We start from the raw sequence: 24,231 nt of genomic DNA, 5'->3' as shown, positions 1-24,231 counted from the left end.
ATCAATCCAGCCGATCAATTTCCGGGTCTGTGTTCGGGGCGGGAACGGGGGCTGGATCGTCGGGGTCTTTGTCCGGGTCGTCCGTGCGCAATTGCACCCAGCGGTTCAACCACGCCAAACCGGCCAATGACAGCCCGAGAAGGAGGAAGGAAAACACTCGCGTCAGCCCCTGTAGCCCTGAAATGTCGATCAAAAACACCTTGGCGACGGCAAGGCCGATGACCACGACACCTGCCTGACGCAGGCGGTCCGATTGACGGGCCAAAGCCTGATAAAACAGCGCCGCGCCAGTGAGCAACAGGGCGACGGTGTAGCTATATAGCTCGGGCTGAGTAACGCCAAAAGACATCGGCATCTGGTCAGACCCGCGCCAAAAATGCCGGATCGCCAACACGGCCCAATAGGCGGCCATGGCGATGGACAGCGTGGCAAAGCCAATGCGTAGCCTTTTGCGCGTGGCGGAGAGGCGCAAAGCCCCAAACCCAAGCGCCAGCGCTGGTATCAAATAAGCCGGGATCAAAGTGTTCAGCAGCGGCAGACCGACCACAGATTGATCGACGAGCAGATGGCCAAATAGCGGGCTGACAACGCTCACTCCAAACGCCAATGTACCAAGGGCAAAGAGGGCATAAATGGCCGCCAAGGACATGCGCATCCAACGCATTTTGCCCCCAAGTTCCATACGGAGCACTTGTGCCAACACAAGGCCGATGAAGATCGTGGCATGTAGCCCAAATTCCCAATGAAGGCTGTGATCTCCGCGCCCGGCCACGGCATCCAGCACATGGAAAAGCGTTAGGCTCAGGGTCATGCCACCAACCGAAAGGGCGGCGCTTTCCAAAAACACTTTGGAGCGGGGCCGGTCCATTGGGGCGATCACAAAGTAACCGGCGACAAGCGCGGCGGTTGTGCCCCCGTAGGCGGCCAGCATTTGGAAGACGGGTGCGTTGATCGCCCAATCCAGACCGGGGTCAATCACAAGGCGATAGCCGATCGCGATAATCCCCGCCGAAATATAGACCCCCATCAAGGGCAGGTTAAAGCGTCGATCTAGCAGGGTCGCGGCCAAGACTGTGGCGGCAAGGGCGAGGGTTAGGGCCGCGTCAAACAGCACGACACCCACGGCAAAGGCCAAACACGCCAACGCCGAGATCACCGCAAGCGAGGTGCGGGTTTTGTCAAAAGCGTCGGCTTTGGCGAATTGTGTGGCGAATAGGGTCATCAACACCGCAAGGGCGAGCGCATGAAAGGCCCAAGGCCATGCCCCGATTGATGTTATGGGCTGCCACGTTAATTCCAAGGCCAAACCCGCCAAGGGGGCCAAAAGCACCGCACCAGCAGCCCAGAAGGTGGCAAACCTCTCGGTTTTTAAGCTGTGCCACGCCGCCAAAACGCTTGGCACAATCGCTGCAAGCAGCGCCCAAGTGATATCCATAGGCAGGCGGGTTTCGGTTTGCCCGTCTTGAGCGGCCAAACCGGCGCTGAGGTCCTGTAGGACAAGGTAAGTGGTATCCCACGATCCAAGCAGGGCCAAAAGGGTCAAAGCTGGGGCAAGCGCATGGTCTTGGATCGCCGGTGCAGGGCGCGCCCAGACGGTGAACAGAGCGGTCAAGCCCGAGGCAAGGCATATGTTGAGCCAGAAATTGCCGCTACTGTCCATCGCTGTGACAAACAGGATGGCACAGCAGGTCAGGCTCATGACACCGGATAGGCGGGCGGGGAAAATGGGCCAGCGGCTGGTTTTGCTACGGATGACAGACCCATAGAGCGCTTCGAGTGCACAGGCCCCTTGATGATCCGGCATCACTCCGCGGGCAGGGATCAGAACGACCAAAATCACCAACACGACCGCGAACCCGGCATAGGCCGCAGAGAGGGATGCAGACCCGGTTTCGCCAAACCACAAAAGACCACCCGCCACCGTACCGCACACAAGCGCCAATACACTTATCCAAGCCCAGCGTTTGACGGTGTCAATCGCAAGGCCAAGCCCGACCATCAGAGCGAAATAGACAAAGAGCCATTCCGGCCTGTCGCTGCTTCCACCGACAAGGAACGGGGCCGCGATGCCGCCGATCACACCGATGGCGGCCAACAAAGCCCCGTGAAACCAGCCCAAAATCATTGCCCCGATCGCCACGCTAAATAGCGCGAATAGGGCGGCGCCCGGGTCGATCATATCGTAGAGCATGCGGGCCGACAGAATGCCACCCATCAATGTAACAAGGCCGGCACCGCTAAGGACTGAGGGAAGGTAGGCGGTGCTGCTGGCTTCTGAATCGCCAAACCGCCGCCTAATCCATTCGCCAGCGCCGATCAGGACAAGGCCAAATCCGAGAGCAGAGGCAACCCGCGCTGCCGGGCTGAGTAAGCCGGTTTCAATACCGTATTGGACAAGGAATATACCAGAAAGCGCGAGAGACAGGGCCGCGACCGCGTAGAACCAGTTCTCGGGCAGCCATGTCAGGAGTGCGTCCAACTGTTCCCTTTTGAAGACAACCGGTTCGCGGGCGGATTTGGGTGGGATGTCTTTGTGTGGCCTGTCCCAAACAGGTGGGCGGGTCGGTGTTGGTAAGGGCGCGTCATCAGAGCTGGTGCTTGGAGCGTCGGCTGTTTGGGTGAGAGGGACGACATTTTCAGCCGTCGCAACTGGGGCAAAAGGTTTGGGAGCAGGCGGGTGGCCAAGGGCGTCAACAGCAGTGCGCAGCATTTTGACTTCGCGACGTAGGCGGAGATGAGAAACCGCAAGCCAAATCAACCCCGCCGGAATGGTCAGAACCGCAAGGCCGATCAGCAAAACCGCTTCATCTATCATCTTTAAATCCCACGTAATTTGACGAAGGATACCGTGCTATGACAGCTGGGGGAAGGTGCGGCAAACCTGACCCTCAAAACGTTAGGGTTTCAACGTGCACACCCAAAATCCTTGCAAGGATTTTGCAAATTCCATGTATGGAATTTGGGCGCAAACCTCAGCCTTTGTCTGACGAAAATAACCCGCCAAAGGCCTGCCTGATGATAGCAGAAACCGACGGGCGTTTGGAGGCGGTAAAGGGAAGGGGCCGGCAGACCTCAATCGCGGCGACGCCGACCCGCGCAGTAAGCGAGCCGTTCACCAAACCTTCGCCAAAGCGGCGGGACAGTTTGCCCAACAACCCGCCCCCCAGGATCGGTTCAAGCATATCGTCGCCGACGGCCACCGCCCCAGTCGCAACCAGATGCGACATCACGGCTTTGGTCAATCGCCAGCTGCCAAGCGTACCCGAGCGGCCACCATAGATTTCGGCAATCCGCCGGATCATCCGCAGGTTCGCGGTGAGGGCCGCCGCCACATCGGCCAGCGCCAAGGGCACCAGCGCAGTTACGGTGGCGACCTGCCGGGCGGCGGCTTCGACTTCGCGCTGGGCGGCGAGGTCAAGCGGGGCAAGCAACTCGGTCTCGGCCAAGCCAAGCAAGCCAGACGCGTCAAAAATTTCGTCCTTGCGCTCGGCCAATCGTTCGGCCCCCCAGCGCAGGTCGTCGCGCCCGTGATACAACGCCAGCAATTGCGTCGTCACTTTTCGTGCACCTTCAAGACTATCGTCGGCCAAAGCTGAATCGGCGGCGCGGTGAAGCGCGTCGATTTTGGCAAGTCGGGCAAAGGCCGACAGTTCCTTGATCGCAATCATCAGGCAGACGAGCACAAACAGCGCGATCAATCCGGTAACTGCCCAGCCAAGAACCGGGTTCGCGGCAATCAAAGAGGTGGCGTAGTTCCACGCGGCAATCGAGATAACCGTGCCCAGCAAGGCCCCCAACAACCGCCAAAACCATCGCGCCAGTTTCGAGGGTTGGCGCGCCGCCAGGGTCGCAATTGTGGTCATGGCTTGCCCTTGAGGGGCGATGCCGTCGGCGGTGTCTGGTACCGGTGGCACATCGGATGGGGACGGTGTGGGGCTGGTGTCTTCTTCTAGATTGATGAGGACGGGGCCTTTGGGATCAGTCATGTGCGTCCTCCATTTCAACTCGGTCTGTTTTCTCAACCGCATCGGTCTTGTCGACCGGTGCGTCCTTGGTTGGGGCGTCAACTTTGGGTTTTTCCCAAAGCAGATGAATGTCGGGCAAACCTTCTTCGTTGCCCGAGCCGTCACCGCGTTCAACCTCGCTAAACCCGCTGCGTTTATAGAACCGCCGCGCACCGCGATTGGCGACAAAGGTCCAAAGGTCGAGCTGATCTACCTGCGTTTTGGCATGATCCAACAGGGCGCTGCCAACACCGGCCCCTTGCGCGGCTTCGGCGATAAACAGGGCATGCACATAGGTCCCATCGCGCGAGATAAAGCCGGTGATCTGACCGGTTTCGTCTTCGGCAACCGTGATCCAACCTCGGTCAATCATATGGCCCGCATGGGCGATATCCTCGGCGGCGCTGTGCAAAAGGGGTTTCCAATCATGGGCGGCCACGGCGGCGGTGATCAGCGCGCCAAGCCTTCCGGCGTCCATGTCATGGGCCGGGCGGAGGAAGATCGCGCTCATAGCTTGTCACCGATCAAGAACTGCGCAGCGCGGTCAAGGCGGATATGCGGCGGGCCTTCGCCGGGTTTGAGGGTGAGCAGGGCGGGGGCGAAATTCATCACCTCGTAATCTTGCCCCAACCACGCCTCGGCCCCGTCACGGGCGGGCCCCAACAAATGAGTTGGGTCTTGGGGCAATTCACCGGGAAAAAACGCCGCCTGTTTGCCGGTCTTCAGCAAAGTGCCCCGCACGCAATCAAGGTCACGCCCACCATGCGAAATGGTTTGTTCTGTGGTAGCGCGCAGACTAGCGAGCGACAAAGCTTGCGTTTCTGCCCCGGCAAAGCGGGCCCGGTCGCGGGCTTCGCGGGTCATCGCCTCCATAATGCCGGTCAGGCGCGGGTGCTGCGAGTGATGCAAATGGTCGGCCTTGGTCGCCGCAAAGAGGATTTTCTCTACCCGTTTGCCAAGCAACAGATTGGTCAAAAACGCGTTGGCACCGGGGCGGTAGGCCGTGAGAATATCGGCCATGGTCTGGCGCAAATCCTCAACCGCGCGCGGCCCGGCGTGGATCGCGCCAAGCGCATCGACAAGCACGACCTGACGATCAATGCGCGAAAAATGATCGCGAAAAAACGGTTTCACGACGCGGGATTTGTATGCCTCAAACCGGCGTTCCATCTCGCGCCAAAGCGATTTTCGCGGCACCGTTCCCTTGGGTGGCAGCGGCGCAAAGGTTAAAACCGGCGAACCGGCCAATTCACCGGGCAAAAGGAACCGCCCCGGTGAGCAATCTGAAAACCCGGCGTTTCGCGCCACATGTAGTGCGGCAGTATAGGTTTCGGTCAAGGCGCGGGCGCGAGATTCGTCCAAATTGTCGGTGCTAGGTTCGTTGCGGGCCATATCGACATAGGCGGGGCCATCGGGGCGATGCGCCATACGGGTCAACATTTCAGACGACCAATCCGCATAGGATTTATCGAGCAAAGACAGGTCCAAAAGCCATTCACCCGGATAATCGACGATATCAAGGTGGACGGTGCGCGGCCCTTGAAACCCGGACAACATACCGGTTGGTTGCACCTTGAGTGACAAGCGTAACTCGGAAATCGAACGGGTGCTGTCAGGCCAGCTTGGCGTGCGTGATGTCAAATCGCCAAGGTGGTTTTCATAGTCAAACCGGGGGATTGTGTCATCGGGCTGGGGTTGCAGATAGGCCGACAAGATGCGGCCCTCGGATTGGGCTACCAACTGCGACATGCGCCCGCGATCCAACAGGTTGGCCACCAAGGAGGTGATAAACACCGTCTTACCGGCCCGCGCCAAACCAGTGACGCCAAGGCGGATGGTCGGCTCCATGAAGGTCTCGGAGAGCGTGTCCGTCACATTGCCGACACTGCGGCTTACCGACTCCGCAATTGCGCCAATTACCATAGAATTCTGCCCTCTCACCTGACCTTGGGGCCAACTTAGTCATCCCAAGCCCGAACAACCAGAGGGCAGGTGAGGGGGAATTACCGGAACTGGCCCACATTGGGGCCAGTGCCATTGCTCAAGTCGTGAGATTCCAGAGCGTCACACCCGCAAATCCAGCGATGGGGATCAGTGTCATCAACATGGACACGGCGCGGGTTGGGCCCCAGCCCTTGGTGCGGATGATATGGTAATGCATCCCCCGCCCAGCCAGCAAAACCAGCCCGCCAAGGACAATCCACACCGCTGGTGTTCCCGATAATTCCGCGGCGGCCATGGCGATCAAAGCCATCGGCAGGTTTTCGGTGAAATTGGCATGGGCGCGCATGTTGCGGCGCAGAGCAAGATCGCCTTCGTCATAAAAGTGGATTTGGTTGGGGACGCGGGCCGCACCGACCAACATGGTGATCACCACATGGATCAAAGCAAAGCCAGCGACGAAGTAAAGCGTAACAGGGGCAATCATGATGCAGCCCGTTTCCAGATCGCCAAAACCGCACCGCCTGGGTCGCGGATAAAGGTCGCCGTACCCGCCGGCCCTTGCAAACCTTCGGCAACAATCAAGGCCCCATTGGCGACGGCCTTGGTGGTTTCGGCGCTTAGATCCTCGACTTCGACATAGGGAACCCAGCCGGAGATGTCGGGCATCTCGTCACAGGTGGCGGCAAAGGGTTTGTCACCGTCATTGGTAAGAAACGTCATTGGGCCAATGTCTTGGGGCTGCCAGCCAAAGGTTTTGGCCAGGAAATCAGTGGTTTTGGCGCGTTTGGGGCCAATATTGTCAAACCAAACAAAGGGGGAATGCATGGCGGGTCCTTTCAGTATATCACTTGTTATTTGCAAGTGAATTGATGGGCGATTCACTTTTGTTTTGCAAGCGAAAGATTTTGCGCTAGATGATCTTCATGACAAAAGCTGACAAAACTCCGTGGAATGGGTGTCCGGTGCGCTATGCGGCCGGTGTGTTTGGTGACAAATGGAGTTTCGTTTTGTTGCGGGACGTGTTGTTGCACGGCAAACGCTATTACGGCGAATTTCTGGCCTCAGATGAGGGCATCTCGACCAATATACTGGCCAGCCGTTTGGCGCATTTTGTCGAAACCGGAATGCTCACCCGGCATGTGGATAGCACGGCGCGCAACAAGGTGTTTTACCGGCCAACGGATAAATCGCGCGCGCTTCTTCCGGCCTTGTTGGGCATGATGGTCTGGTCAACCGAATTTGACCCTTGTAGCGCCGCACCGCCAAGCTTTGCCCCCGCTTTTCGCAGTGACCCCAAAGGCACAATCGCATGGTACGAGGCGGAAATCGACAAGGTCGATAAAGGATTGCCCGCGGCCGAGGCTTGACGCGCGGCCCGATTGGATCAGGTTGGCGACCATGTCTTTGTTTTCGAGAAATCCGGGGTACGGGCGGCTTTTGACCGCATCGGCGGTGACCAATCTAGGCGATGGGGTGTCGGCTTTGGCCTTTCCATGGCTTGCGACGCTCATCACCCGCGACCCGATGTTGATTGCCTTGGTTGGCGCGGCGGTGCGCCTTCCTTGGTTGTTGTTTTCCATTCCCGCCGGGGTGATCACCGATCGTGGGGACCGCAAGCAGTTGATATTGCGCAGCGATTGGGTGCGTTTCGCTCTAACATTGGCGGTGATTGGTTTGATCCTGTCGGTGGCGGATTTCCCGCCGGCGCGCGATGGTCTTTATATCGCGGCGCTGGCCGGGTTGGCATTTTTGTTGGGAAGCGCCGAGGTGCTTCGCGACAATGCCGCGCAAACCCTGTTGCCCTCGATCGTGCAACCCGACGACCTTGAGGCTGCAAATGGCCGACTTTGGACAGTCGAAAACGTTATGGGGCATTTCATTGGCCCGCCTTTGGCCGGTGTTCTCATCGCCTTGGCCTTGCCACTGCCGTTCCTATTGGATGCAGTTAGCTTTGCCGTGGCGGCAATTTTGGTGGCGGGCATAACGCTCAAGGCCCGTGAAGCTCGAATCCAACGCAGCCCACTCGACGAAGCCCGTGAAGCTTGGGCGTGGATGCGCGCGCATCCGGTGATTTTGAAACTCGCATTGATGCTGGGGTTGCTCAATGGCTTGTCGATCATGGGGATGACCCTTGTGGTCTTGGTTAGTCAGGAAATTCTGGGCCTTTCGGCGGCTGCGCACGGCGTGCTTTTGACGTCTGCTGCGTTGGGCGGCGTTGTTGGTGGCCTTTTGGGGCCACGGGTGATTGCCGCCATCGGGCAGGGGCCGAGCCTATGGTTGGCATTGGGTTTGTTTCCGCTGCCGATGCTGGCCATTGCTCTGACCTCTTCGCCTTGGGTGGTTGGCGGGGCATTGTTTGTCGAAAGCTTCGCGGCGTTGTTGTGGAATATCGTGACGGTATCGTATCGCCAACGGGTGATCCCCGACGACCTGCTGGGGCGGGTTAACAGCGTGTATCGCTTTTTCGGCTGGGGTGGGATTCCAATTGGAGCGTTATTGGGCGGGGCAATTGTTGCAATTTTTGAGCCCTCATTGGGCCGCGAAATGGCGCTGCGCTTGCCCTATTGGGGCGCGGCCCTTGGGATGACAGGATTGGCGATTTATGGCTGGCGCACATTGCGGGTGTGACCGCTGCGGACTTGATCGGACAGGTATTCCAGACTGTGGTCGCGGCGATCCTTGTGGCATGTCCAAAGAGGCAAATTTTTGGGGCGCACCATGATCTTAGGCAACACTGCCATCTTCAGACTCGTGATGTTCGCGGCGATTTTGGGTTGGCTTGGCTACAAATTTGGCCCAATGGCGTGGCCTGATGCGCGTTTCACCAGCATGGCGAATGACATTCGCAGCAGTGGCAAAGCTGACACCGCGCATAAGCTTTCCAAGCGCTATGGCTACCAAGTTGCGACGTATGATGGCGCAACTTGGGTTCGCAACGACCGGCCAACAATGACAGGCTGGGAAGAATTTGCCCGACGGGTTTTGGAAACGCCGATTTGCGGTGAACGCGATTGCGTGGCCTATATGGCAAACAAAACGCAACAGCCCTTTCTTGCGCCTGTGACACTCTCCCATCGTTTTACACTGGTTTGGTCCGAAGCCGACGGACAGGTGATTGAACTCTTTGAGGCCAATACCCTGTGGCGGTGGTAGCGGAACTTGTCTGGGCACCCGTCGCAAGGATATTCTAAAATCAGACATCTTGCCCCAATTGGCTCAGCAGGGTATTGCGCGCCCCATGCCCAGATATGCCTTGCTTGTAGAATATGACGGTCGGCCCTTTTCAGGGTGGCAACGTCAGGTGGATCAACCCTCGGTTCAGGGGGCGATCGAAGACGCCTTGGCGCGTCTGGAACCGCGTGAGCACTCCGTCGTGGCGGCGGGGCGAACCGATACCGGCGTACATGGCCGTGGGCAGGTGGCCCATTGTGACATGGACAAAGATTGGGACCCGTTCCGATTGGGCGAGGCTTTGAATTTCCACCTGAAACCGGCCCCGGTGGCCATTCGCGCCTGTCGTGCGGTGTCGGATGACTGGCATGCGCGGTTTTCTGCGGTTGAGCGGCGTTATTTGTTCCGGTTGCTGACACGACGCGCACCTGAAACGCTTGAGGCCGGGCAGGTCTGGCGGGTGAGCCAAACGCTAGACGTGGATGCCATGCGCGAAGGGGCCGCGCATCTGATTGGGTTACATGATTTTACGACGTTTCGCAGCGTGAATTGTCAGGCGCAATCACCAGTCAAAACCATGACTGAAATCCGTATTGAAGAGGTCGATGGCCTTGGCGGAACCGAGGTGCATTTCCATCTGCGCGCGCGCAGCTTTCTACATAATCAGGTGCGCAGCATTGTCGGATCGCTTGAGCATGTTGGCTCTGGCACTTGGGACCCGATTGATATGAAGCACGCGCTTGAGGCCCGTGACCGCGCCGCCTGTGGTACGGTCTGCCCCGGTGTTGGTTTGTACCTAATGGGGGTCGGATATCCCGATGATCCATTTGCAGATTTTGCGGGCGGGTAACCGACCTAGCGTCGTGTTTACCCTGCAAACCGCCCAACGTTTGCAAAAACAGGCCCATCGATGCGTGCAAACGCATTGGGTGCACCTTTCTGAAATAACCTCGATGCGCAAAATGCGCATAGTGGAACATATTGTGTGACCCAAATACCCTTGGTCAGGCCGCAGATAGATCAACTTGTGCAATGCCATTGCACATATTTCGCTTGATTAACCCGCAAAACCCGCCTAAACGGCCCCTCATGATGATCAAAGCGACACTCCGACGAGCCTAACTTGCTCTTTTCCTGCGTGCCCCCAAAGGCGCGCCTTGCCTCTTTGCGTCACACCCACCCCAACATAACTTGACAGGCCTCTGCCAGCTTGCCACCAATCGGCTTTCGCCCTGTGTGGCCCCTGCATGCCTCAGACTAAGGACAAGGACATGATCTCTTCCGTCTTGCCGACATACAACCGCGCCCCTTTGCAATTCACCAAGGGTGAGGGCAGCTGGCTGACCACGGCAGATGGCCGACGCTTGCTTGATCTGGGCTCTGGCATTGCTGTGAATGTGCTTGGTCACGCCCATCCCGCGTTAGTCGAGGCCCTGACCAATCAGGCACAAAACCTGTGGCATGTGTCAAACCTCTATGACATCCCGCAACAACAAGCGCTGGCCGACAAGCTGGTCGAGACCAGCTTTGCCGACACGGTGTTTTTCACCAATTCGGGCACCGAGGCCTGCGAACTGGCCATCAAAATGGCGCGCAAATATTGGCACGATCAAGGCCAGCCGGAAAAGACCGACATCATCACCTTTGAAGGTGCGTTTCATGGCCGGTCATCCGCAGCGATTGCCGCGGTGAATACGCCGAAAATGGTCGACGGGTTTGGCCCGCTTTTGCCGGGGTTCGTCCAAGTCCCTTGGGCCGATTCCGAGGCGCTCAAGTCGGCGATCACCGAGACAACCGGTGCCATCATGATTGAACCGGTCCAAGGCGAAGGCGGCATTCGCGCCGTTCCTGACAACTGTCTAAAAGCACTACGCGACTTGTGCGATGAGAAGGGCATATTGCTCATTCTGGACGAGGTGCAATGCGGCGTGGGCCGGACCGGAAAGCTCTTTGCCCATGAATGGGCGGGCATCACGCCTGACATCATGATGGTCGCCAAAGGTATCGGTGGCGGTTTCCCTCTGGGCGCCGTTCTCGCCACTGAAAACGCCGCCAGCGGCATGGTTGCAGGCACCCATGGGTCAACCTACGGGGGCAATCCGCTGGGCTGCGCCGTGGGCAAAGCCGTGCTCGACATCGTCGCCGAACCCGCTTTCCTTGAGGACGTCAATGCGCAGGCAGGCCTGCTGCGTCAAAAGCTTGAAGGGTTGGTTGCCTCGCATCCGACGATCTTTGAAAGCGTGCGTGGCTCGGGCCTCATGCTTGGCCTTCGGTGTGTCGTTCCGGCGGGCGAGGTCGTGCAAGCCGGATATGATCAAGACGTCATCACCGTGCCCGCCGCCGACAATGTCGCGCGCCTTTTGCCCGCCCTTAACATCACCAAAGAAGACATCAACGAAGCCATCACACGTTTGGACGCCGCCGCAACCCAGCTTGAAACCACGGCCGCTTAAGGCTTCTTCTTTCCACAAATATCCCGGGGGAGTCTTTGGGATCAAAGACGGGGGCAGCGCCCCCATCCCCCCTCACAAAAAGCACATCGTCATGAACCATTTCCTAGATATCCACAAAACCGACAAAGCCGCTCTGCGTGGCATCATCGATCAGGCAGGGGCCATGAAACAAGCGCGCCTTGGCCGCCCCAAAGCGATGCCCGATGATGAAAAGCCTCTGGATGGGCGCATGGTTGCTTTGATCTTTGAAAAGCCATCGACTCGAACCCGTGTGTCTTTCGATGTGGGCGTGCGCCAAATGGGTGGGCAAACCATGGTTCTGTCGGGCAACGATATGCAGCTGGGACACGGTGAAACCATCGCCGATACGGCCCGCGTGTTGTCGCGCTATGTCGATATGATCATGATCCGCACCTTTGATGAAAGCGTGCTTGAGGAAATGGCCGAATTTGCCAGTGTACCCGTGATTAACGGTCTGACCGATCGCACCCACCCTTGCCAAATCATGGCTGATATTCTGACGTACGAAGAACATCGTGGGCCGATCAAAGGGAAAAAGGTTGTTTGGTGTGGCGACGGCAATAATGTATGCGCCTCCTTCCTTCACGCAGCTGGGCAATTTGGCTTTGACCTGACCTTCACCGGCCCGGTTCAACTTGATCCGGAAATGGAGTTTGTTGGTTTGGCGCGCAATGAAGGCAGCTCAATTACAATAGAACGGGATGCGTTCAAGGCCGTCGAAGGGGCCGATTTGATTGTCGCGGATACCTGGGTGTCGATGCACGATGCCCAATCGGCGCGGGAACGCCGCCACAACATGTTGCGCCCGTTTCAGGTTAATCAAAAGCTGATGGATGCAGCCAAACCTGACGCTCTCTTTATGCACTGTTTGCCAGCGCACCGCGAAGAAGAGGTGACGTCCGAAGTCATGGATGGTCCGAATTCGGTGATCTGGGACGAGGCCGAAAACCGTCTGCACGCGCAAAAAGCCGTGATGCGCTACTGCTTGAACGTCTAATCACCGGACGGGCGCGCCGCCCAAATTCCGTGCACGGAATTTGCAAAACCCTTGCAAGGGTTTTGGTGCGCTCTACCTGTCGGTTTGGTGTTTCATCGGGGGGTTAGACATGACCAAAACCGCGCTGCTATTGATCGATCTTCAAGAAGAGATGAACACCCGGATCACGGCAGGGCGCTCCGTTGTGTATCCAGATTTCGCTGATCAAGTTGCAAAACTTGTCACAGCGTTTCGTTCTAGAAATGCTCCCGTTGTTCATGTGTTGCACCATGAGCAAAGCGATCCGAATGTTCCCTTTCGCAAGGATCAACCCGGCGGTCAGCCCATGGTGTGCGCCATGCCGCTAGACGGGGAGGCGGTCTTCTGGAAACCTGGGTCATCAGGGTTTATTGGCACCGGGCTCGAGGCGCATTTGCGTGACGAAGGCATCAGTGATCTCATTGTTGCCGGTGGCGTGGCGGCGTTCTGTGTCGCCTCAACTGTGCGCATTGCCGCCAATCTGGGGTTCAACGTCACCGTGGCAGAGGACGCCTTGATCGCTTTTCCTCTGCCTGACCGGGATGGTGGTGGCATCGCTGCGGACCTTGCGCTCAAAGTCACCTTGGCAACCCTCGCGGCGGATTTCGCAGAGGTCAAAACCACGGCTGAAATCCTGTCTTAGCGTCCACGCGGTTTCGCGCGAAGGGTGGGATCAGCCTGCGTCGGGTCCTCGGGCCACGGGTGTTTGGGATAGCGGGCACGCATATCTTTGCGCACATCTGCATAGGAGCCAGACCAAAAACCCGGCAAGTCCATGGTGGTCTGAACCGGCTTACGTGCCGGTGATAGTAGGGTCACGCGCAAGGGGGTTTTGCCCACCATTGGGTGGGATGTTTGCCCAAATAGCTCTTGGAGGCGGAGCTGAATTTCCGGGTGTTCGCACGAGTAATCAATCGGGATATCATGCCCCAATGGAGTGGTGAATTTGCCCGGAATGCTGCTATCTAAGGCTTGCATTTGCCCCCAGTCTAGGCGGGCGCGCAAAGCGGGCAAAAGGTCAAATCGCTTCCATGCCTCGGCGGTTTTCACTCCGGCCAGATAGGGGAGAAGCCAGTCTTCGACCTCATCAATCAAACAGTCGAGCGACATATCGGGAAGGCCCAAGCCACCGTCGCGACCAAGCGCGACACGGGCGCAGAAGCGCCGGCCGGCGTCCGAAAGAGTGATGCCAAGGTCGCGCACCCCATCCAGCATTGCCCGTGCGATAGCATCCTCTGGGGCGTCCTTCCAAATGCGATCCTCAAGTGCGATAGCCCCAAACATCTCCTGCCTACGGGCTACAACACGGCGTTCTCGTTTACTCCAAGAGCAGCTTTCATGCCATTGAATTTGATCGTTAAACAGGTTTCGAACCTCCGCCTGAGAGATTGTGATCGCCTGCCTAATTTTTGCTTCTCGAGGGTTGCCGTCAGTGTCTGTAACCACGATCAAACGTTGATTGGCCAGCGGGTCGGCTTCGTCCATTATCGCGCCTTTGCCACCGGAGAGCTGAAATCGTGGGGCGTCACCCTTACGTCTTAGTCCAATGCGATCCGGGTAAGCCATGGCTGCCATTTCAGCATGGTTAACAAAGTGTTGGGAATTGTTCTTTACGCTGTCCCTAACAAGAGAGGTTAGCCGTCTCGCTTCTTGTTTGATGCGCTCTAGGGCCGGTCGGTTTACGCCATATTGTCGAGATTGTGTAAATTGTTTGACGTTGCGGATGACCTCTATTCGCAGTGCTAGATCTGTGGGTGCAGATATGATTGGATCGCGATCGGATAAAAGTGAGGCCAATGTTGCCCCTTCTGATCCAGATTTAAGTATCATATGTGCAAGTCTTGGGTGGGTAGGTAGGCGTGAAATACGCTTTCCGTGCTCTGTGATTTGGTTTGATTTGTCCAAAGCGCCCAGCATTTGCAGCAAAGCACAAGATTCTGCGTAAGTTCCTTCCGGAGGTGGCGTCAAAAAGGGTAGCTGTTCCGGGGTCGCCCCCCAAACCGCCAATTCCAAGGCAAGTCCTGAAAGATCCGCAGCCTCAATTTCCGCAGGGGGGTAAGGGCTTAGCGCCCCTTCTTCACCTTTTGTCCAGAGCTTGTAGGCGATGCCCGGTGCAACCCGTCCGGCGCGCCCAGCCCGTTGAGTTGCCTCAGCTCGGGTCACCCGTTCGGTGACCAGCCGCGACATTCCAGACCCGGGATCAAATCGAGCGCGGCGGGCCTTGCCGCCATCCACCACAACACGGATGTCTTCGATGGTCAGCGAGGTTTCTGCGATGGAGGTCGCCAGAACCAACTTGCGCCCATCACCTTCGGGACGGATGGCGGCGCGCTGAGCACCGATCTCCATCGCTCCAAATAACGGTCGCAGGTGAACATCCTCGGGGAGGCGTTTTTTCAGCTGTCCTTCGACGCGACGAATTTCACCTTCACCGGGCAGGAAGGCAAGGACCCCGCCTTCGGTTTCGGTGAGGGCAGTGAGGATCAGATCCGTCATCGCGTCTTCGAACCTGGCGCGCTTGGGCAGCGGGGCCGGGAGCCAGCGATCAGTGACGGGGAAGCTGCGACCTTGGGATGTGATGATTGGGGCGCTCATCAGCTCGGCCACAGGACCAGCATCCAACGTGGCGGACATGGCGAGCAGGATCAGATCATCGCGCAATGCGTCGGCGATTTCCAAGCACAAAGCCAAACCAAGATCAGCGTTGAGAGAGCGTTCATGAAATTCATCAAACAGAACCGCGCCGATCCCGGTGAGTTCGGGATCGGATTGGATCATCCGGGTTAGAATACCTTCGGTGACGACTTCGATGCGTGTTGCGCCCGAGACCTTGCTGTCGCCCCGCATGCGGTAGCCGACGGTTTGGCCGGGCTTTTCACCGAAGTGCTCGGCCAGCCGCGTGGCGGCGGCACGGGTGGCAAGTCGGCGCGGCTCGAGCATCAGGATCTTGCCATCCGTCAAACCGGCCTCGAGCAGGGCGATTGGAACGCGCGTGGTTTTCCCGGCACCGGGCGGCGCTTGGAGCACGGCACGGCCAGAAGCGCGAAGCGCGGCGACAAGTTCGGGCAGGGCGTCATCGATGGGCAAGGTAAATGCAGTCATGCGCCCCTTATTGCTAAGGAGCGCATGCAGGTCCATGCTAGATTGTGATCGACTTACAAGATGAAGTCGTCGCTATCGAGAGTCACGACATCGCGCATTTCCACGATCATGTCAGCGGCTCCATTGCCGTCTTGGTCGATCTCAAGCAATCCGCCTTGGAAGCGCACTTGACCCTCTCCGTTGTCGTCAAAGGCGGCGTCGCCATTGAAGCTAAGGTTGCCAAAACTGGACAGATCAATTTGATCTTCGCCGCTTTGGAAGTTGTAAACAATATCCATATCGGCAAACGTCGCGCCGCTGTCGCCTTCGTTAAAGATAAACACGTCGCGAACGCTTTCGTCGTCGGCAGCGTCCATACGATCAGCCCCGGCACCACCTTCAAAGACATCACGACCGGCACCGCCATAAAGCGTATCGTTGCCCGCTCCGCCGTCTAGAAGGTCGTTGCCATCGCTTGCGCTCAGACGATCGGCCCCGCCGTCGCCATATAGACTGTCGTTGCCTTGGCTGCCCCAGATCATATCGTCGTCGGCACCGCCGTGGATTTCATCATCACCATCATTGCCGCGCAAGGCGTCCATGCCAGACCCGCCAAACAGGCTATCGTCGCCATCCTGACCGACGAGATAGTCATTCCCAGCGCCGCCTTCGATTTCGTCGTGGCCGTCCTGACCAAAGGCAGTGTCATTGCCGCCACCGGTGGACATGACGTCATTTCCGTCGCCACCACGCATCACGTCGACATCATCGCCCGACACGATGGTGTCATCACCATCATAGCCGGCAAGGTCATTCATCCCGTCGCCGCCGTTCAAACTGTCATCGCCTCGACCACCGTTTAGCCGGTCATCCCCGTCGCCGCCGAGAAGCGTGTCGTTGTCATCCCCCCCTGATAGATAGTCATCCCCGGTGCCGCCTTCGAGAAGATCATGGCCGTCTTGACCATAAAGCGTATCGGCCCCTGCGCCGCCATCAAATGTATCATTGCCATCACCGGCAAGAAGGCGTTCGTCGCCCGCTCCGGCGTCGCCAACGTCATTGCCATCGCCGCCACGCAGAGTATCGACACCATCGCCGCCAATCAGCGTATCATGGCCGCTTCCGCCCGAAAGGTAGTCGCCACCGCCGCCGCCTTCGAGGGCATCATTGCCGTTGCCGCCAATCATGCGGTCGCTGTCGTCGCCACCGTTTAGGTCATCGTTGCCCTCACCACCGGATAGGTAGTCTTCACCGTCGCCACCGCTGATTTCATCGGCATCGTCACCACCGGACATACGGTCCGCACCGGCACCACCAATCAAAGTGTCCTCTCCGGAGTGGCCATAAAGGCTGTCATTCCCGGCACCGCCTTCTGCAAGGTCGTCACCGTCGCCGCCTGATGCCCTGTCGTTTCCGGCTCCGCCATCAATGTCGTCGTTCCCGTCTTGTCCATAAAGACGGTCGGCATCCGCGCCGCCAAACAAGCTGTCGTTGCCTTCACTGCCAAGCAGCAGGTCTTCTCCGTCGCCGCCATAGGCGACATCATCGCCCTCACCGCCACGCAGCTTGTCTTCGCCTGTTCCGCCCTCGAGCGTGTCATCGCCATCGCCACCAGACAGATAGTCGTTTCCGGCCCCCCCCGACATGTCATCATCACCATCGTGGCCCATGGCGTGGTCATTGCCGTCTCCGGCGTCGATGGTATCGTTGCCATCACGGGCCCAGATTGAATCATTTCCGTCGCCGGCAATGAACAACTCGTTTGCGGCATCGGGAATGGTAAAGGAATAATTGCCGCTTTTCAGGCGATCCGCCTCTTCGGTTCCGAACACGATGTTCTCTTCGTTGATGAAGTAGTTCAGCCACCCGGCAACTTCGGCTGTTGTTTGGTTGGCGTTGCCATCTTCGTTCACAAAGCGCCCGTCGGAATAATTGAACCCGATATGGTAGATTGAGTCAGCAATCTTATCGATAAAGTTGCGCCCCTGAAACCGAAGGGCCGAACCGTCGTTCTGGACCAGATGAAATCCGGTTTCTTCTTCACCCTCATCATCGCCATGGGCGACGATGAACTCTTCCAAAAGTTCCGCGTCGGCGCGAATGAAATCGCTGATCGCTTCGACATCTGCGGCCGTGATCCGCCCATCTTCGTTCAGCTCAAGCGAGGTGATGGCTTGGGCAATAATGGCGTTGATCGCTTCGGCGGCCCGGGCGGCTTCTTCGATTTGCTCGGGGTGCACATTGATGGCGAGGCCGGGATCGGTACGAATCCAGGTTGCGATGGTCGACAGCTGTTCTTGAACGGTGGGCATGCGGGCCTCCTTGGCAGACATGAAAAAGCTAGGTTCACCACTTGGGATGCGCCGCGAATGTGGCGCCAATACGACGTTTTCAATTGTCCGTTTTGATCCACAAACTGTTTCCCAGAGCCTAAAATTTTCGACGAACACGACAGGCTGCGGCGGGGCGTCACTGGACAAAAGGGGCGGGTTGCGGGCACAACACGGCGCGAAGACGGGAGGCGCATCATGCAGGATACAAAAGCCATGGCCGAACAGGTGCTGGCGGGCAACCGACGGGCGCTGGCGCGGGCCATTACATTGGTCGAGAGCGGCCGGGACGATCACCGTGTACAGGCGCTGGCATTGCTGGAAGCCCTGCGCGGTCACAATCGCACGGCGCTGCGAATTGGTCTGTCGGGTACGCCGGGGGTCGGCAAGTCGACCTTTATCGAGGCCTTTGGCATGATGCTGACAGGGCAGGGGCTTCGGGTCGCTGTTCTGGCGGTTGATCCCAGTTCGGCACGTTCTGGTGGCTCGATCCTTGGCGACAAGACCCGGATGGAGCGGCTAAGCCGCGATAAGAACGCCTTTATTCGCCCTTCACCATCGCAAACTCAGCTTGGCGGTGTGGCGCGGCGCACCCGCGAAGCGATTGATCTTTGCGAAGCCGCCGGATTTGACGTGATCCTGATCGAAACCGTGGGTGTGGGGCAATCCGAAACCATGGTGTCGGAAATGTCGGACTTGTTCTTGTTGCTGCTGGCCCCCGCCGGCGGTGATGAGTTGCAAGGGGTCAAGCGCGGCATCATGGAGATGGCCGACATCTTGTTGGTCAACAAGGCGGATGGCGATCTCAAACACACCGCCATGCGCACCTGTGCCGATTATGCCGGGGCGTTGCGTTTGTTGCGTAAGCGCCCGCAGGACCCTCAGGAGTTCCCCAAGGCTTTGACCGTCTCCGCCGTCGAGCAGAATGGCCTTGATACGGCGTGGGAGGCGATGACCGAGCTCAACAGCTGGCGTCAAGAGAACGGCCATTTCTCGGCCCGTCGGGCGGCCCAAGCGCGCCATTGGTTTGAGGCCGAGGTGCGCGAACGTTTGTTGGCGCGATTGGCCAAGGAACCAATCCGTGGGATCATGACGGACCTTGGGTCACAGGTGGAAAATGGCCGGTTAACACCCTCTGCTGCGGCGCAGGCCCTGTTGAAAGAACATCTTTATCTGGAATAGCCCCGCATGCCCTTGACGTGGGGCGGGCGTGAGTCTATGCCACCCCGACCAGATTCCGGGTGCCACCTCGGGCAGGGTGTTTTGGGGAATCACTTTGGGCTATGCCCGGTGACCTTGATACTTTTGCTTCGAATGGCGCCCTTTGACATTGGCAAGGCCGCATCCTTGCCCTGATACGATGAGGATGAACCCATGTCGCGCGTTTGCGAATTGACCGGTAAGGGCCCGATGTCGGGCAACAACGTAAGCCACGCTAACAACAAAACAAAGCGTCGCTTTCTGCCCAACTTGAATGACGTAACTCTGCAGTCCGAGACATTGGGCCGTGGCGTTAAGCTGCGCATCTCTGCGCACGCTCTGCGTTCTGTTGACCACCGTGGTGGCTTGGACAAGTTCCTGGCCAAAGCCAAGGACGTTGAACTGTCCGACCGCGCTCTGAAGGTCAAAAAAGAGATCGCCAAGGCCCAGACCGCCGCAGCCTAAGCTGTTGCTCTGAGACCCTGCCAGATCGGCACTAGATTTGTGAAACCCCTGCCAAGGCACCTTGGCGGGGGTTTTGCGTTGCACACGTGCCGCCGTGGGTTTGGAAAAGGGGCGGTGCGCGCTACATCTTCAATCAAGCCGTTGTTTTATAGCTGATTGGAGCTCTCGTGACGCAATACCCCAGAACGTTCTCACATATTGGTCTTTCGGTTCCCGACGTGGACAAGGCCGTTAAGTTTTATTCTGACGTGATGGGGTTTTACACCATTATGGCACCGACTGATGTGGTCGAAGACGACAGCGACATCGGCACAATGTGTACGGATGTTTTCGGGCCAGATTGGAAGAAGTTGCGCATTGCGCATATGGCAACCGCTGACCGTATCGGGATTGAGCTTTTTGAGTTTGATGGAAATTACGCACCCGACAACAACATTGATTTCAGACGCAACGGCACGTTTCATTTTTGCATTCAAGACCCCGATGTCGAGGGACTGGTTGCAAAGATCGTCGCGGCGGGCGGCAAACAACGTATGCCCATTCGCCATTATTATCCCGGCGAAAAACCCTATCGCATGGTCTATGTCGAAGACCCCTTTGGCATAGTTTTTGAACTCTACAGCCACTCTTACGAACTGACCTATTCATCCGGAGCTTATAGTTAAGCGCGAAATTCGGGCCGCAATGCATTTACTTTGTGATGTGATCAGGTCAGCCTGACCCAGCGTTTTGGGGAGGGAAAGATGACAGAGGCAATTGGATTTTTTGGCGTCGGCCTAATGGGGCACGGCATGGCCAAGAACATCATGGCCAAGGGCTATGACCTAACGATTTTGGGCCACCGCAATCGCGAACCGGTCGATGACCTTGTTGCGCTTGGCGCATCCGAAGCCGGCTCGGTGGTCGATCTCGCCAAGGCGAGCGACATTGTTTTTTTGTGTCTGCCCGGATCGCCTCAGGTCGAAGCTGTGGTGTCGAACTTGGTCAAAGGTTTGCCCGACGGGGCGATCATTGTGGATTGCTCAACCTCGGACCCGGTCTCGACCTTGAAACTCGGCGAAACGCTTGAGGGCAAAGGGTTTCATCTTGTCGATGCGCCATTGGGTGGAACGCCCATTCAGGCCGAGGCGGGCAAGCTGACGGCGCTGATTGGGGCGACGGATGTGGTGTTCAATCGTCTCAAACCGGTGGTCGATGCTTGGGCCGAAACGGTTGTCCATGTTGGCGGGCCGGGGGATGGCCACAAGATGAAGCTGCTCAACAACTTCTTGTCCTTGGGCTACGCGGCGCTTTACTCCGAGGCGCTGGCCTTGGGGGAAAAGGTCGGAATTTCGACGCAAGTTTTCGACAACGCTATCCGAGGTAGCCGCATGGATTGCGGGTTTTACCAGACCTTTATGGGGTATGCGCTTGAGGGCAACCGCGAGTCGCACAAGTTCACACTGACCAATGCACTCAAGGACCTGCGCTATCTCGAAAGCATGGCGGATGCCGCTGGCATGGCCAACCCGATCGGCAATGCCGCCAAGAACAGCTTTGCCATGGCCTGTTCTGCCGGGGGCGACGGGGATCAGGACTACATCCCTCATCTGGTTGATTTTGTTGCCAAGCGTAATGGTGTGACGCGCACATAGGTCGGGTTTCGGCAAAGATCGGCAGGATAAAAACCTGCCGCCATTTGTCACTTTTACGTGCCGTCTATTGGGCCTATACCAGCGGGTGATGAATGTGATCCTACGATCTCTGAGCGCGCTTGCGCTGGTCCTGATCCTTGCGTTGACCAGCCAGACAATGGTTGTCGCGCAGGGGCAGGCTATGGCCGTTGGCGAGATCGAGATTTGTCATGGGCTTGGCGTTGTATCACAGCCTGTGGACGCCGAAGGCAACCCAACCGGCCCGCCGGTGATTTGCCCCGATTTCGCCACAGCAATCAGCCTTGAAGGCGAGAGCGCCGCGCGCGTTCCGCTCCTGGCGCGTCTTTGGATCACCTCGGTATATGTCCTTGAAACAACAAGAGCATATGGGCGCTCGGCCCCTGCGGCAAGCGCCCGCGGGCCTCCGGTTCTGGTCTGAACCTAGCCGAAATCCGACATTCACGATCTCAAGACCAAGGAAGTTTTTCCAATGAAACTCAATGCGATTCTCGCAAGCGCAACTGCGTTTGCCCTCCTGTCCTCCGCTGCTTTTGCTGACATCATGGTTATGGACTCTTATGCGCGCTCAGCAGGTAAATCCGCCAAAGCTGGCGCGGCCTTTATGGTGATCGAAAACACTGGCGACGAGGGCGACCGTCTGGTCTCCGCTGCCTCTGATATTGCCAAAAAAGTCGAACTGCACACCCACAAAGACATGGGCGATGGCGTCATGAAAATGATGCATGTCGAAGAGGGTTTTGAAATCCCTGCGGGTGGCAAACATATGTTGATGCGCGGTGGTGACCACGTGATGTTCATGGGGCTAAACGGCCCAATGGAAGAGGGCGCGACCGTCAAGGTGACCCTGACCTTTGAAAAGGCCGGTGACATTGTCGTCGACATTCCCGTGGACCTGAAACGCCAAGACAAACATGGCGGTATGGGCCACGGCATGATGAAGAAAAAAGACAACTAGTGCTTTGGGCGAAACTCTTGGTATCCTTGGGTTTCGCCCTCACGTCTCTGTTCGGATCGGCCGGCTCTAAACGCCATGCGTCGCGATCCGTTTCACCCTAGGCCCATCTTGTGTCGTCGGCCCCTGCGCGGTAGGCAAGGGGTATGACCACACGTATCCTCTTTGTCTGTTTGGGAAATATTTGCCGCTCGCCCTCGGCCGAAGCAGTCACGCGACGCATGGCGGAAAAACGCGGTGTAGATATCGACATCGACAGCGCCGGTACCGGGGCTTGGCATGTCGGTGAGCCGCCCTACGGGGCCATGCAGCAAGCCGCATTGGCGCGCGGATACGATATGTCATCCTTGCGCGCCCGGCAGGTGAACAAGGCGGACTTCACTGATTTTGATTTGATTGTCGCGATGGATGCAGACAACCTTGCCAACCTTCGGCATGAGCAGCCACCCGGCGCAACGGCAGAGCTTGTTTTATTCACCGATCACGTGCCGCAAACAGGGGCAGACCATGTGCCTGACCCCTATTACACGCGTGATTTTGACGGGGCACTTGATCTTATCGAACAATGCGCCGTCGCGTTTCTAGATCAGTTGTAGATTGCTTTGGTGACGAACCAGGTCGCCGGCAGCGCCAAAACAAATCCAACCAAAGCAGCCGCTAGGATGGGCGTGAGCGTGTCATGCCCTGCAACCAAAACCGCGACGATGAATGTGCCAGCCAAGCTGGTTGAAATCAATGAATACAAGATACCGGCCAAGCGCAGCATTGTGATTTCTCCTTAAGAATAACGCTGTAGATCACATATTTTGATTTAGCTATGTGATCTTTGATCTGGGTCAGAAACCGAGCAGGTTTGCCCATTTCTCCACCATCTGGTAAAATTGACAGGCTCCTCTGGGGGGAGTCGCGCAGTTCATCAACCAAGTGCACTTGATTGGTGTTTTGGATTTCTTTTAAGTCTGGCGCGTATTTTAGTCTTTTTGGGATCAAATGATGTTGAGATTTGGAATCTTTGGGGCCTGCGCATTGGCATTGAGCGCATGTGACCCCATTGCGGTGCTGCAAAAAGCGCAGAACACCGACCTGCCGGAAGTGTCCTGTTTCACCCGCCCAGAAGGGGGATGTAGCTTTGATCAGGATCCGCTGCGGGTTGAACCAAAGCCGGTGACAATTCAACGCCGCCCCTACAAGTTCTTCCCAACCGCGGCGACAATGAATTTCGTTGATTCTCAAGGGCGTAACTGGGTAGCGCCGCGCGGAACCTTGACCGATGGCGCATCTATTCCCGAGATTTTCACCACGATTGTGGGCAAGCCGACATCGCCGGAATACGTCAATGCGGCGGCGGTTCATGATGCTTATTGCGGGATCGGCAATGAGGCCGGTACGCGGTGGCATGATGGCCGTTGGGAAGACGTGCACCGGATGTTCTATGACGGGTTGATTGTCGGTGGAACACCAGAGTTTCGCGCCAAGTTGATGTATGCCGCCGTCTGGCTTGGCGGTCCTCGTTGGGAAATCACCAACCGTTGGGACGAGGTGGACACGGCGGAACTTCAAACCGCAATGCGTGCGACAAAGTCTTATATTTCAACGTCTAAGCCGACGTTGCCGCAGTTGGATGCCTATTTGCGCAAATGGGAATTCCATTTGCTGACAACCATTCCGCGTCTTGAAGATAACCCATCAGAAGCGGTGGAAGAACCGCATGACTACTTCGAAGAGCCCTATGAACCCTATGACCCTTACGATCCCTATGATCCAGTAGATCCAGGGTGTGGAACGGCCTGTCAGATCTGACCTTGCAGAATTTGTTAATGGAACGCCCGGTGGATTAACCTCTGGGCGTTTACCATTGCGTAAGGTGCAATCTGTCCGAAACAGGGTTTGTTTGGGGGAGATTGCATCGGGGTTCGCGGAGGGAACTGGGGCCCCGGATC

Annotated in this window: 24 protein-coding genes; 15 read left to right on the top strand and 9 right to left on the bottom strand. The window is 57.5% G+C overall.

Going from position 1 to position 24,231, the window contains the following annotated elements:
- Nucleotide 1 precedes the first annotated feature (1 nt).
- From Q1A43_RS20380 to Q1A43_RS20355, 6 genes are all read right to left on the bottom strand, one after another.
- Nucleotides 2-2,815 carry a DUF2339 domain-containing protein gene (locus tag Q1A43_RS20380; RefSeq protein ID WP_299938332.1) on the bottom strand — a complete coding sequence of 938 codons (2,814 nt, stop codon included), beginning with the start codon at nucleotides 2,813-2,815 and terminating at the stop codon, nucleotides 2-4.
- Nucleotides 2,816-2,972: 157 nt separating this feature from the next.
- Nucleotides 2,973-3,986, bottom strand: coding sequence for a YcjF family protein (locus Q1A43_RS20375; RefSeq protein ID WP_299938329.1), 1,014 nt, complete (start codon nucleotides 3,984-3,986; stop codon nucleotides 2,973-2,975).
- Complete coding sequence (locus tag Q1A43_RS20370; protein WP_299938326.1) at nucleotides 3,979-4,515, bottom strand: GNAT family N-acetyltransferase; 537 nt, start codon at nucleotides 4,513-4,515, stop codon at nucleotides 3,979-3,981. Before Q1A43_RS20370 ends, Q1A43_RS20375 begins: the two co-directional genes overlap by 8 nt.
- A complete protein-coding gene (locus Q1A43_RS20365) occupies nucleotides 4,512-5,927 on the bottom strand; it encodes a YcjX family protein (protein WP_299938323.1) in 1,416 nt (471 codons plus the stop codon). Before Q1A43_RS20365 ends, Q1A43_RS20370 begins: the two co-directional genes overlap by 4 nt.
- 118 nt (nucleotides 5,928-6,045) lie before the next feature.
- Nucleotides 6,046-6,432: an MAPEG family protein gene (locus Q1A43_RS20360; RefSeq protein ID WP_299938320.1), complete on the bottom strand. Its 387-nt coding sequence runs from the start codon at nucleotides 6,430-6,432 to the stop codon at nucleotides 6,046-6,048.
- Nucleotides 6,429-6,773 carry a hypothetical protein gene (locus tag Q1A43_RS20355; protein ID WP_299938316.1) on the bottom strand — a complete coding sequence of 115 codons (345 nt, stop codon included), beginning with the start codon at nucleotides 6,771-6,773 and terminating at the stop codon, nucleotides 6,429-6,431. Before Q1A43_RS20355 ends, Q1A43_RS20360 begins: the two co-directional genes overlap by 4 nt.
- Nucleotides 6,774-6,871: 98 nt before the next feature.
- On the opposite strand from Q1A43_RS20355, the gene Q1A43_RS20350 reads away from it, so the two are divergent.
- The 7 genes from Q1A43_RS20350 (at nucleotide 6,872) to Q1A43_RS20320 (ending at nucleotide 13,251) form a co-directional block, all read left to right on the top strand.
- Complete coding sequence (locus Q1A43_RS20350) at nucleotides 6,872-7,315, top strand: helix-turn-helix domain-containing protein (protein WP_299927195.1); 444 nt, start codon at nucleotides 6,872-6,874, stop codon at nucleotides 7,313-7,315.
- Between the two features lie 31 nt (nucleotides 7,316-7,346).
- Nucleotides 7,347-8,576, top strand: coding sequence for an MFS transporter (locus Q1A43_RS20345; RefSeq protein ID WP_299938313.1), 1,230 nt, complete (start codon nucleotides 7,347-7,349; stop codon nucleotides 8,574-8,576).
- A 126-nt stretch (nucleotides 8,577-8,702) separates the two neighbouring features.
- Entirely contained in the window at nucleotides 8,703-9,101 is a 399-nt protein-coding gene (locus Q1A43_RS20340) for a hypothetical protein (protein ID WP_299938311.1), read from the top strand.
- An 85-nt stretch (nucleotides 9,102-9,186) separates the two neighbouring features.
- The gene (gene truA / locus Q1A43_RS20335; RefSeq protein WP_299938308.1) at nucleotides 9,187-9,969 is read left to right on the top strand and encodes a tRNA pseudouridine(38-40) synthase TruA; all 783 of its coding nucleotides are present in this window, start codon (nucleotides 9,187-9,189) and stop codon (nucleotides 9,967-9,969) included.
- Between the two features lie 421 nt (nucleotides 9,970-10,390).
- Nucleotides 10,391-11,572: an aspartate aminotransferase family protein gene (locus tag Q1A43_RS20330; protein ID WP_299927188.1), complete on the top strand. Its 1,182-nt coding sequence runs from the start codon at nucleotides 10,391-10,393 to the stop codon at nucleotides 11,570-11,572.
- A 91-nt stretch (nucleotides 11,573-11,663) separates the two neighbouring features.
- Nucleotides 11,664-12,590, top strand: coding sequence for an ornithine carbamoyltransferase (gene argF, locus Q1A43_RS20325; protein WP_299927185.1), 927 nt, complete (start codon nucleotides 11,664-11,666; stop codon nucleotides 12,588-12,590).
- A gap of 109 nt (nucleotides 12,591-12,699) precedes the next feature.
- On the top strand, nucleotides 12,700-13,251 hold the full coding sequence (locus tag Q1A43_RS20320; protein WP_299938305.1) for an isochorismatase family protein: 552 nt from the start codon (nucleotides 12,700-12,702) through the stop codon (nucleotides 13,249-13,251).
- Here Q1A43_RS20320 and hrpB read toward each other — a convergent pair.
- Nucleotides 13,248-15,710: an ATP-dependent helicase HrpB gene (gene hrpB / locus Q1A43_RS20315; RefSeq protein ID WP_299938302.1), complete on the bottom strand. Its 2,463-nt coding sequence runs from the start codon at nucleotides 15,708-15,710 to the stop codon at nucleotides 13,248-13,250. The genes Q1A43_RS20320 and hrpB overlap by 4 nt on opposite strands.
- Before the next feature lie 53 nt (nucleotides 15,711-15,763).
- Nucleotides 15,764-18,001: a calcium-binding protein gene (locus Q1A43_RS20310; protein WP_299938299.1), complete on the bottom strand. Its 2,238-nt coding sequence runs from the start codon at nucleotides 17,999-18,001 to the stop codon at nucleotides 15,764-15,766.
- A gap of 216 nt (nucleotides 18,002-18,217) precedes the next feature.
- Between Q1A43_RS20310 and meaB the strand changes: the two genes are divergently transcribed.
- From meaB to Q1A43_RS20275, 7 genes are all read left to right on the top strand, one after another.
- Nucleotides 18,218-19,201 (top strand): methylmalonyl Co-A mutase-associated GTPase MeaB, encoded by a 984-nt coding sequence (gene meaB / locus Q1A43_RS20305; protein ID WP_299938296.1) that lies wholly within the window; start codon nucleotides 18,218-18,220, stop codon nucleotides 19,199-19,201.
- A 192-nt stretch (nucleotides 19,202-19,393) separates the two neighbouring features.
- On the top strand, nucleotides 19,394-19,684 hold the full coding sequence (gene rpmB / locus Q1A43_RS20300; protein WP_299927176.1) for a 50S ribosomal protein L28: 291 nt from the start codon (nucleotides 19,394-19,396) through the stop codon (nucleotides 19,682-19,684).
- 167 nt (nucleotides 19,685-19,851) lie between these two features.
- Entirely contained in the window at nucleotides 19,852-20,349 is a 498-nt protein-coding gene (locus Q1A43_RS20295; RefSeq protein ID WP_299927174.1) for a lactoylglutathione lyase family protein, read from the top strand.
- A gap of 78 nt (nucleotides 20,350-20,427) precedes the next feature.
- Entirely contained in the window at nucleotides 20,428-21,318 is an 891-nt protein-coding gene (locus Q1A43_RS20290; RefSeq protein ID WP_299938293.1) for an NAD(P)-dependent oxidoreductase, read from the top strand.
- A gap of 94 nt (nucleotides 21,319-21,412) precedes the next feature.
- The gene (locus Q1A43_RS20285; protein ID WP_299927170.1) at nucleotides 21,413-21,757 is read left to right on the top strand and encodes a hypothetical protein; all 345 of its coding nucleotides are present in this window, start codon (nucleotides 21,413-21,415) and stop codon (nucleotides 21,755-21,757) included.
- A gap of 51 nt (nucleotides 21,758-21,808) precedes the next feature.
- Nucleotides 21,809-22,294: a copper chaperone PCu(A)C gene (locus Q1A43_RS20280; RefSeq protein ID WP_299938290.1), complete on the top strand. Its 486-nt coding sequence runs from the start codon at nucleotides 21,809-21,811 to the stop codon at nucleotides 22,292-22,294.
- A gap of 143 nt (nucleotides 22,295-22,437) precedes the next feature.
- Nucleotides 22,438-22,887, top strand: coding sequence for a low molecular weight protein-tyrosine-phosphatase (locus tag Q1A43_RS20275; protein WP_299938288.1), 450 nt, complete (start codon nucleotides 22,438-22,440; stop codon nucleotides 22,885-22,887).
- On the opposite strand, the gene Q1A43_RS20270 is transcribed toward Q1A43_RS20275, so the two are convergent.
- Nucleotides 22,878-23,057, bottom strand: coding sequence for a CTP synthetase (locus tag Q1A43_RS20270; RefSeq protein ID WP_299927163.1), 180 nt, complete (start codon nucleotides 23,055-23,057; stop codon nucleotides 22,878-22,880). The genes Q1A43_RS20275 and Q1A43_RS20270 overlap by 10 nt on opposite strands.
- A gap of 227 nt (nucleotides 23,058-23,284) precedes the next feature.
- On the opposite strand from Q1A43_RS20270, the gene Q1A43_RS20265 reads away from it, so the two are divergent.
- Entirely contained in the window at nucleotides 23,285-24,091 is an 807-nt protein-coding gene (locus Q1A43_RS20265) for a DUF1353 domain-containing protein (protein ID WP_299927160.1), read from the top strand.
- The last annotated feature ends 140 nt before the right edge of the window (nucleotides 24,092-24,231 follow it).

It is taken from the genome of uncultured Pelagimonas sp. (genome assembly GCF_947498515.1).
Taxonomy (GTDB): domain Bacteria; phylum Pseudomonadota; class Alphaproteobacteria; order Rhodobacterales; family Rhodobacteraceae; genus Pelagimonas.
Note: the sequence above shows the minus strand (reverse complement) of the source record. Positions and strands in the feature narration are given on the sequence as shown.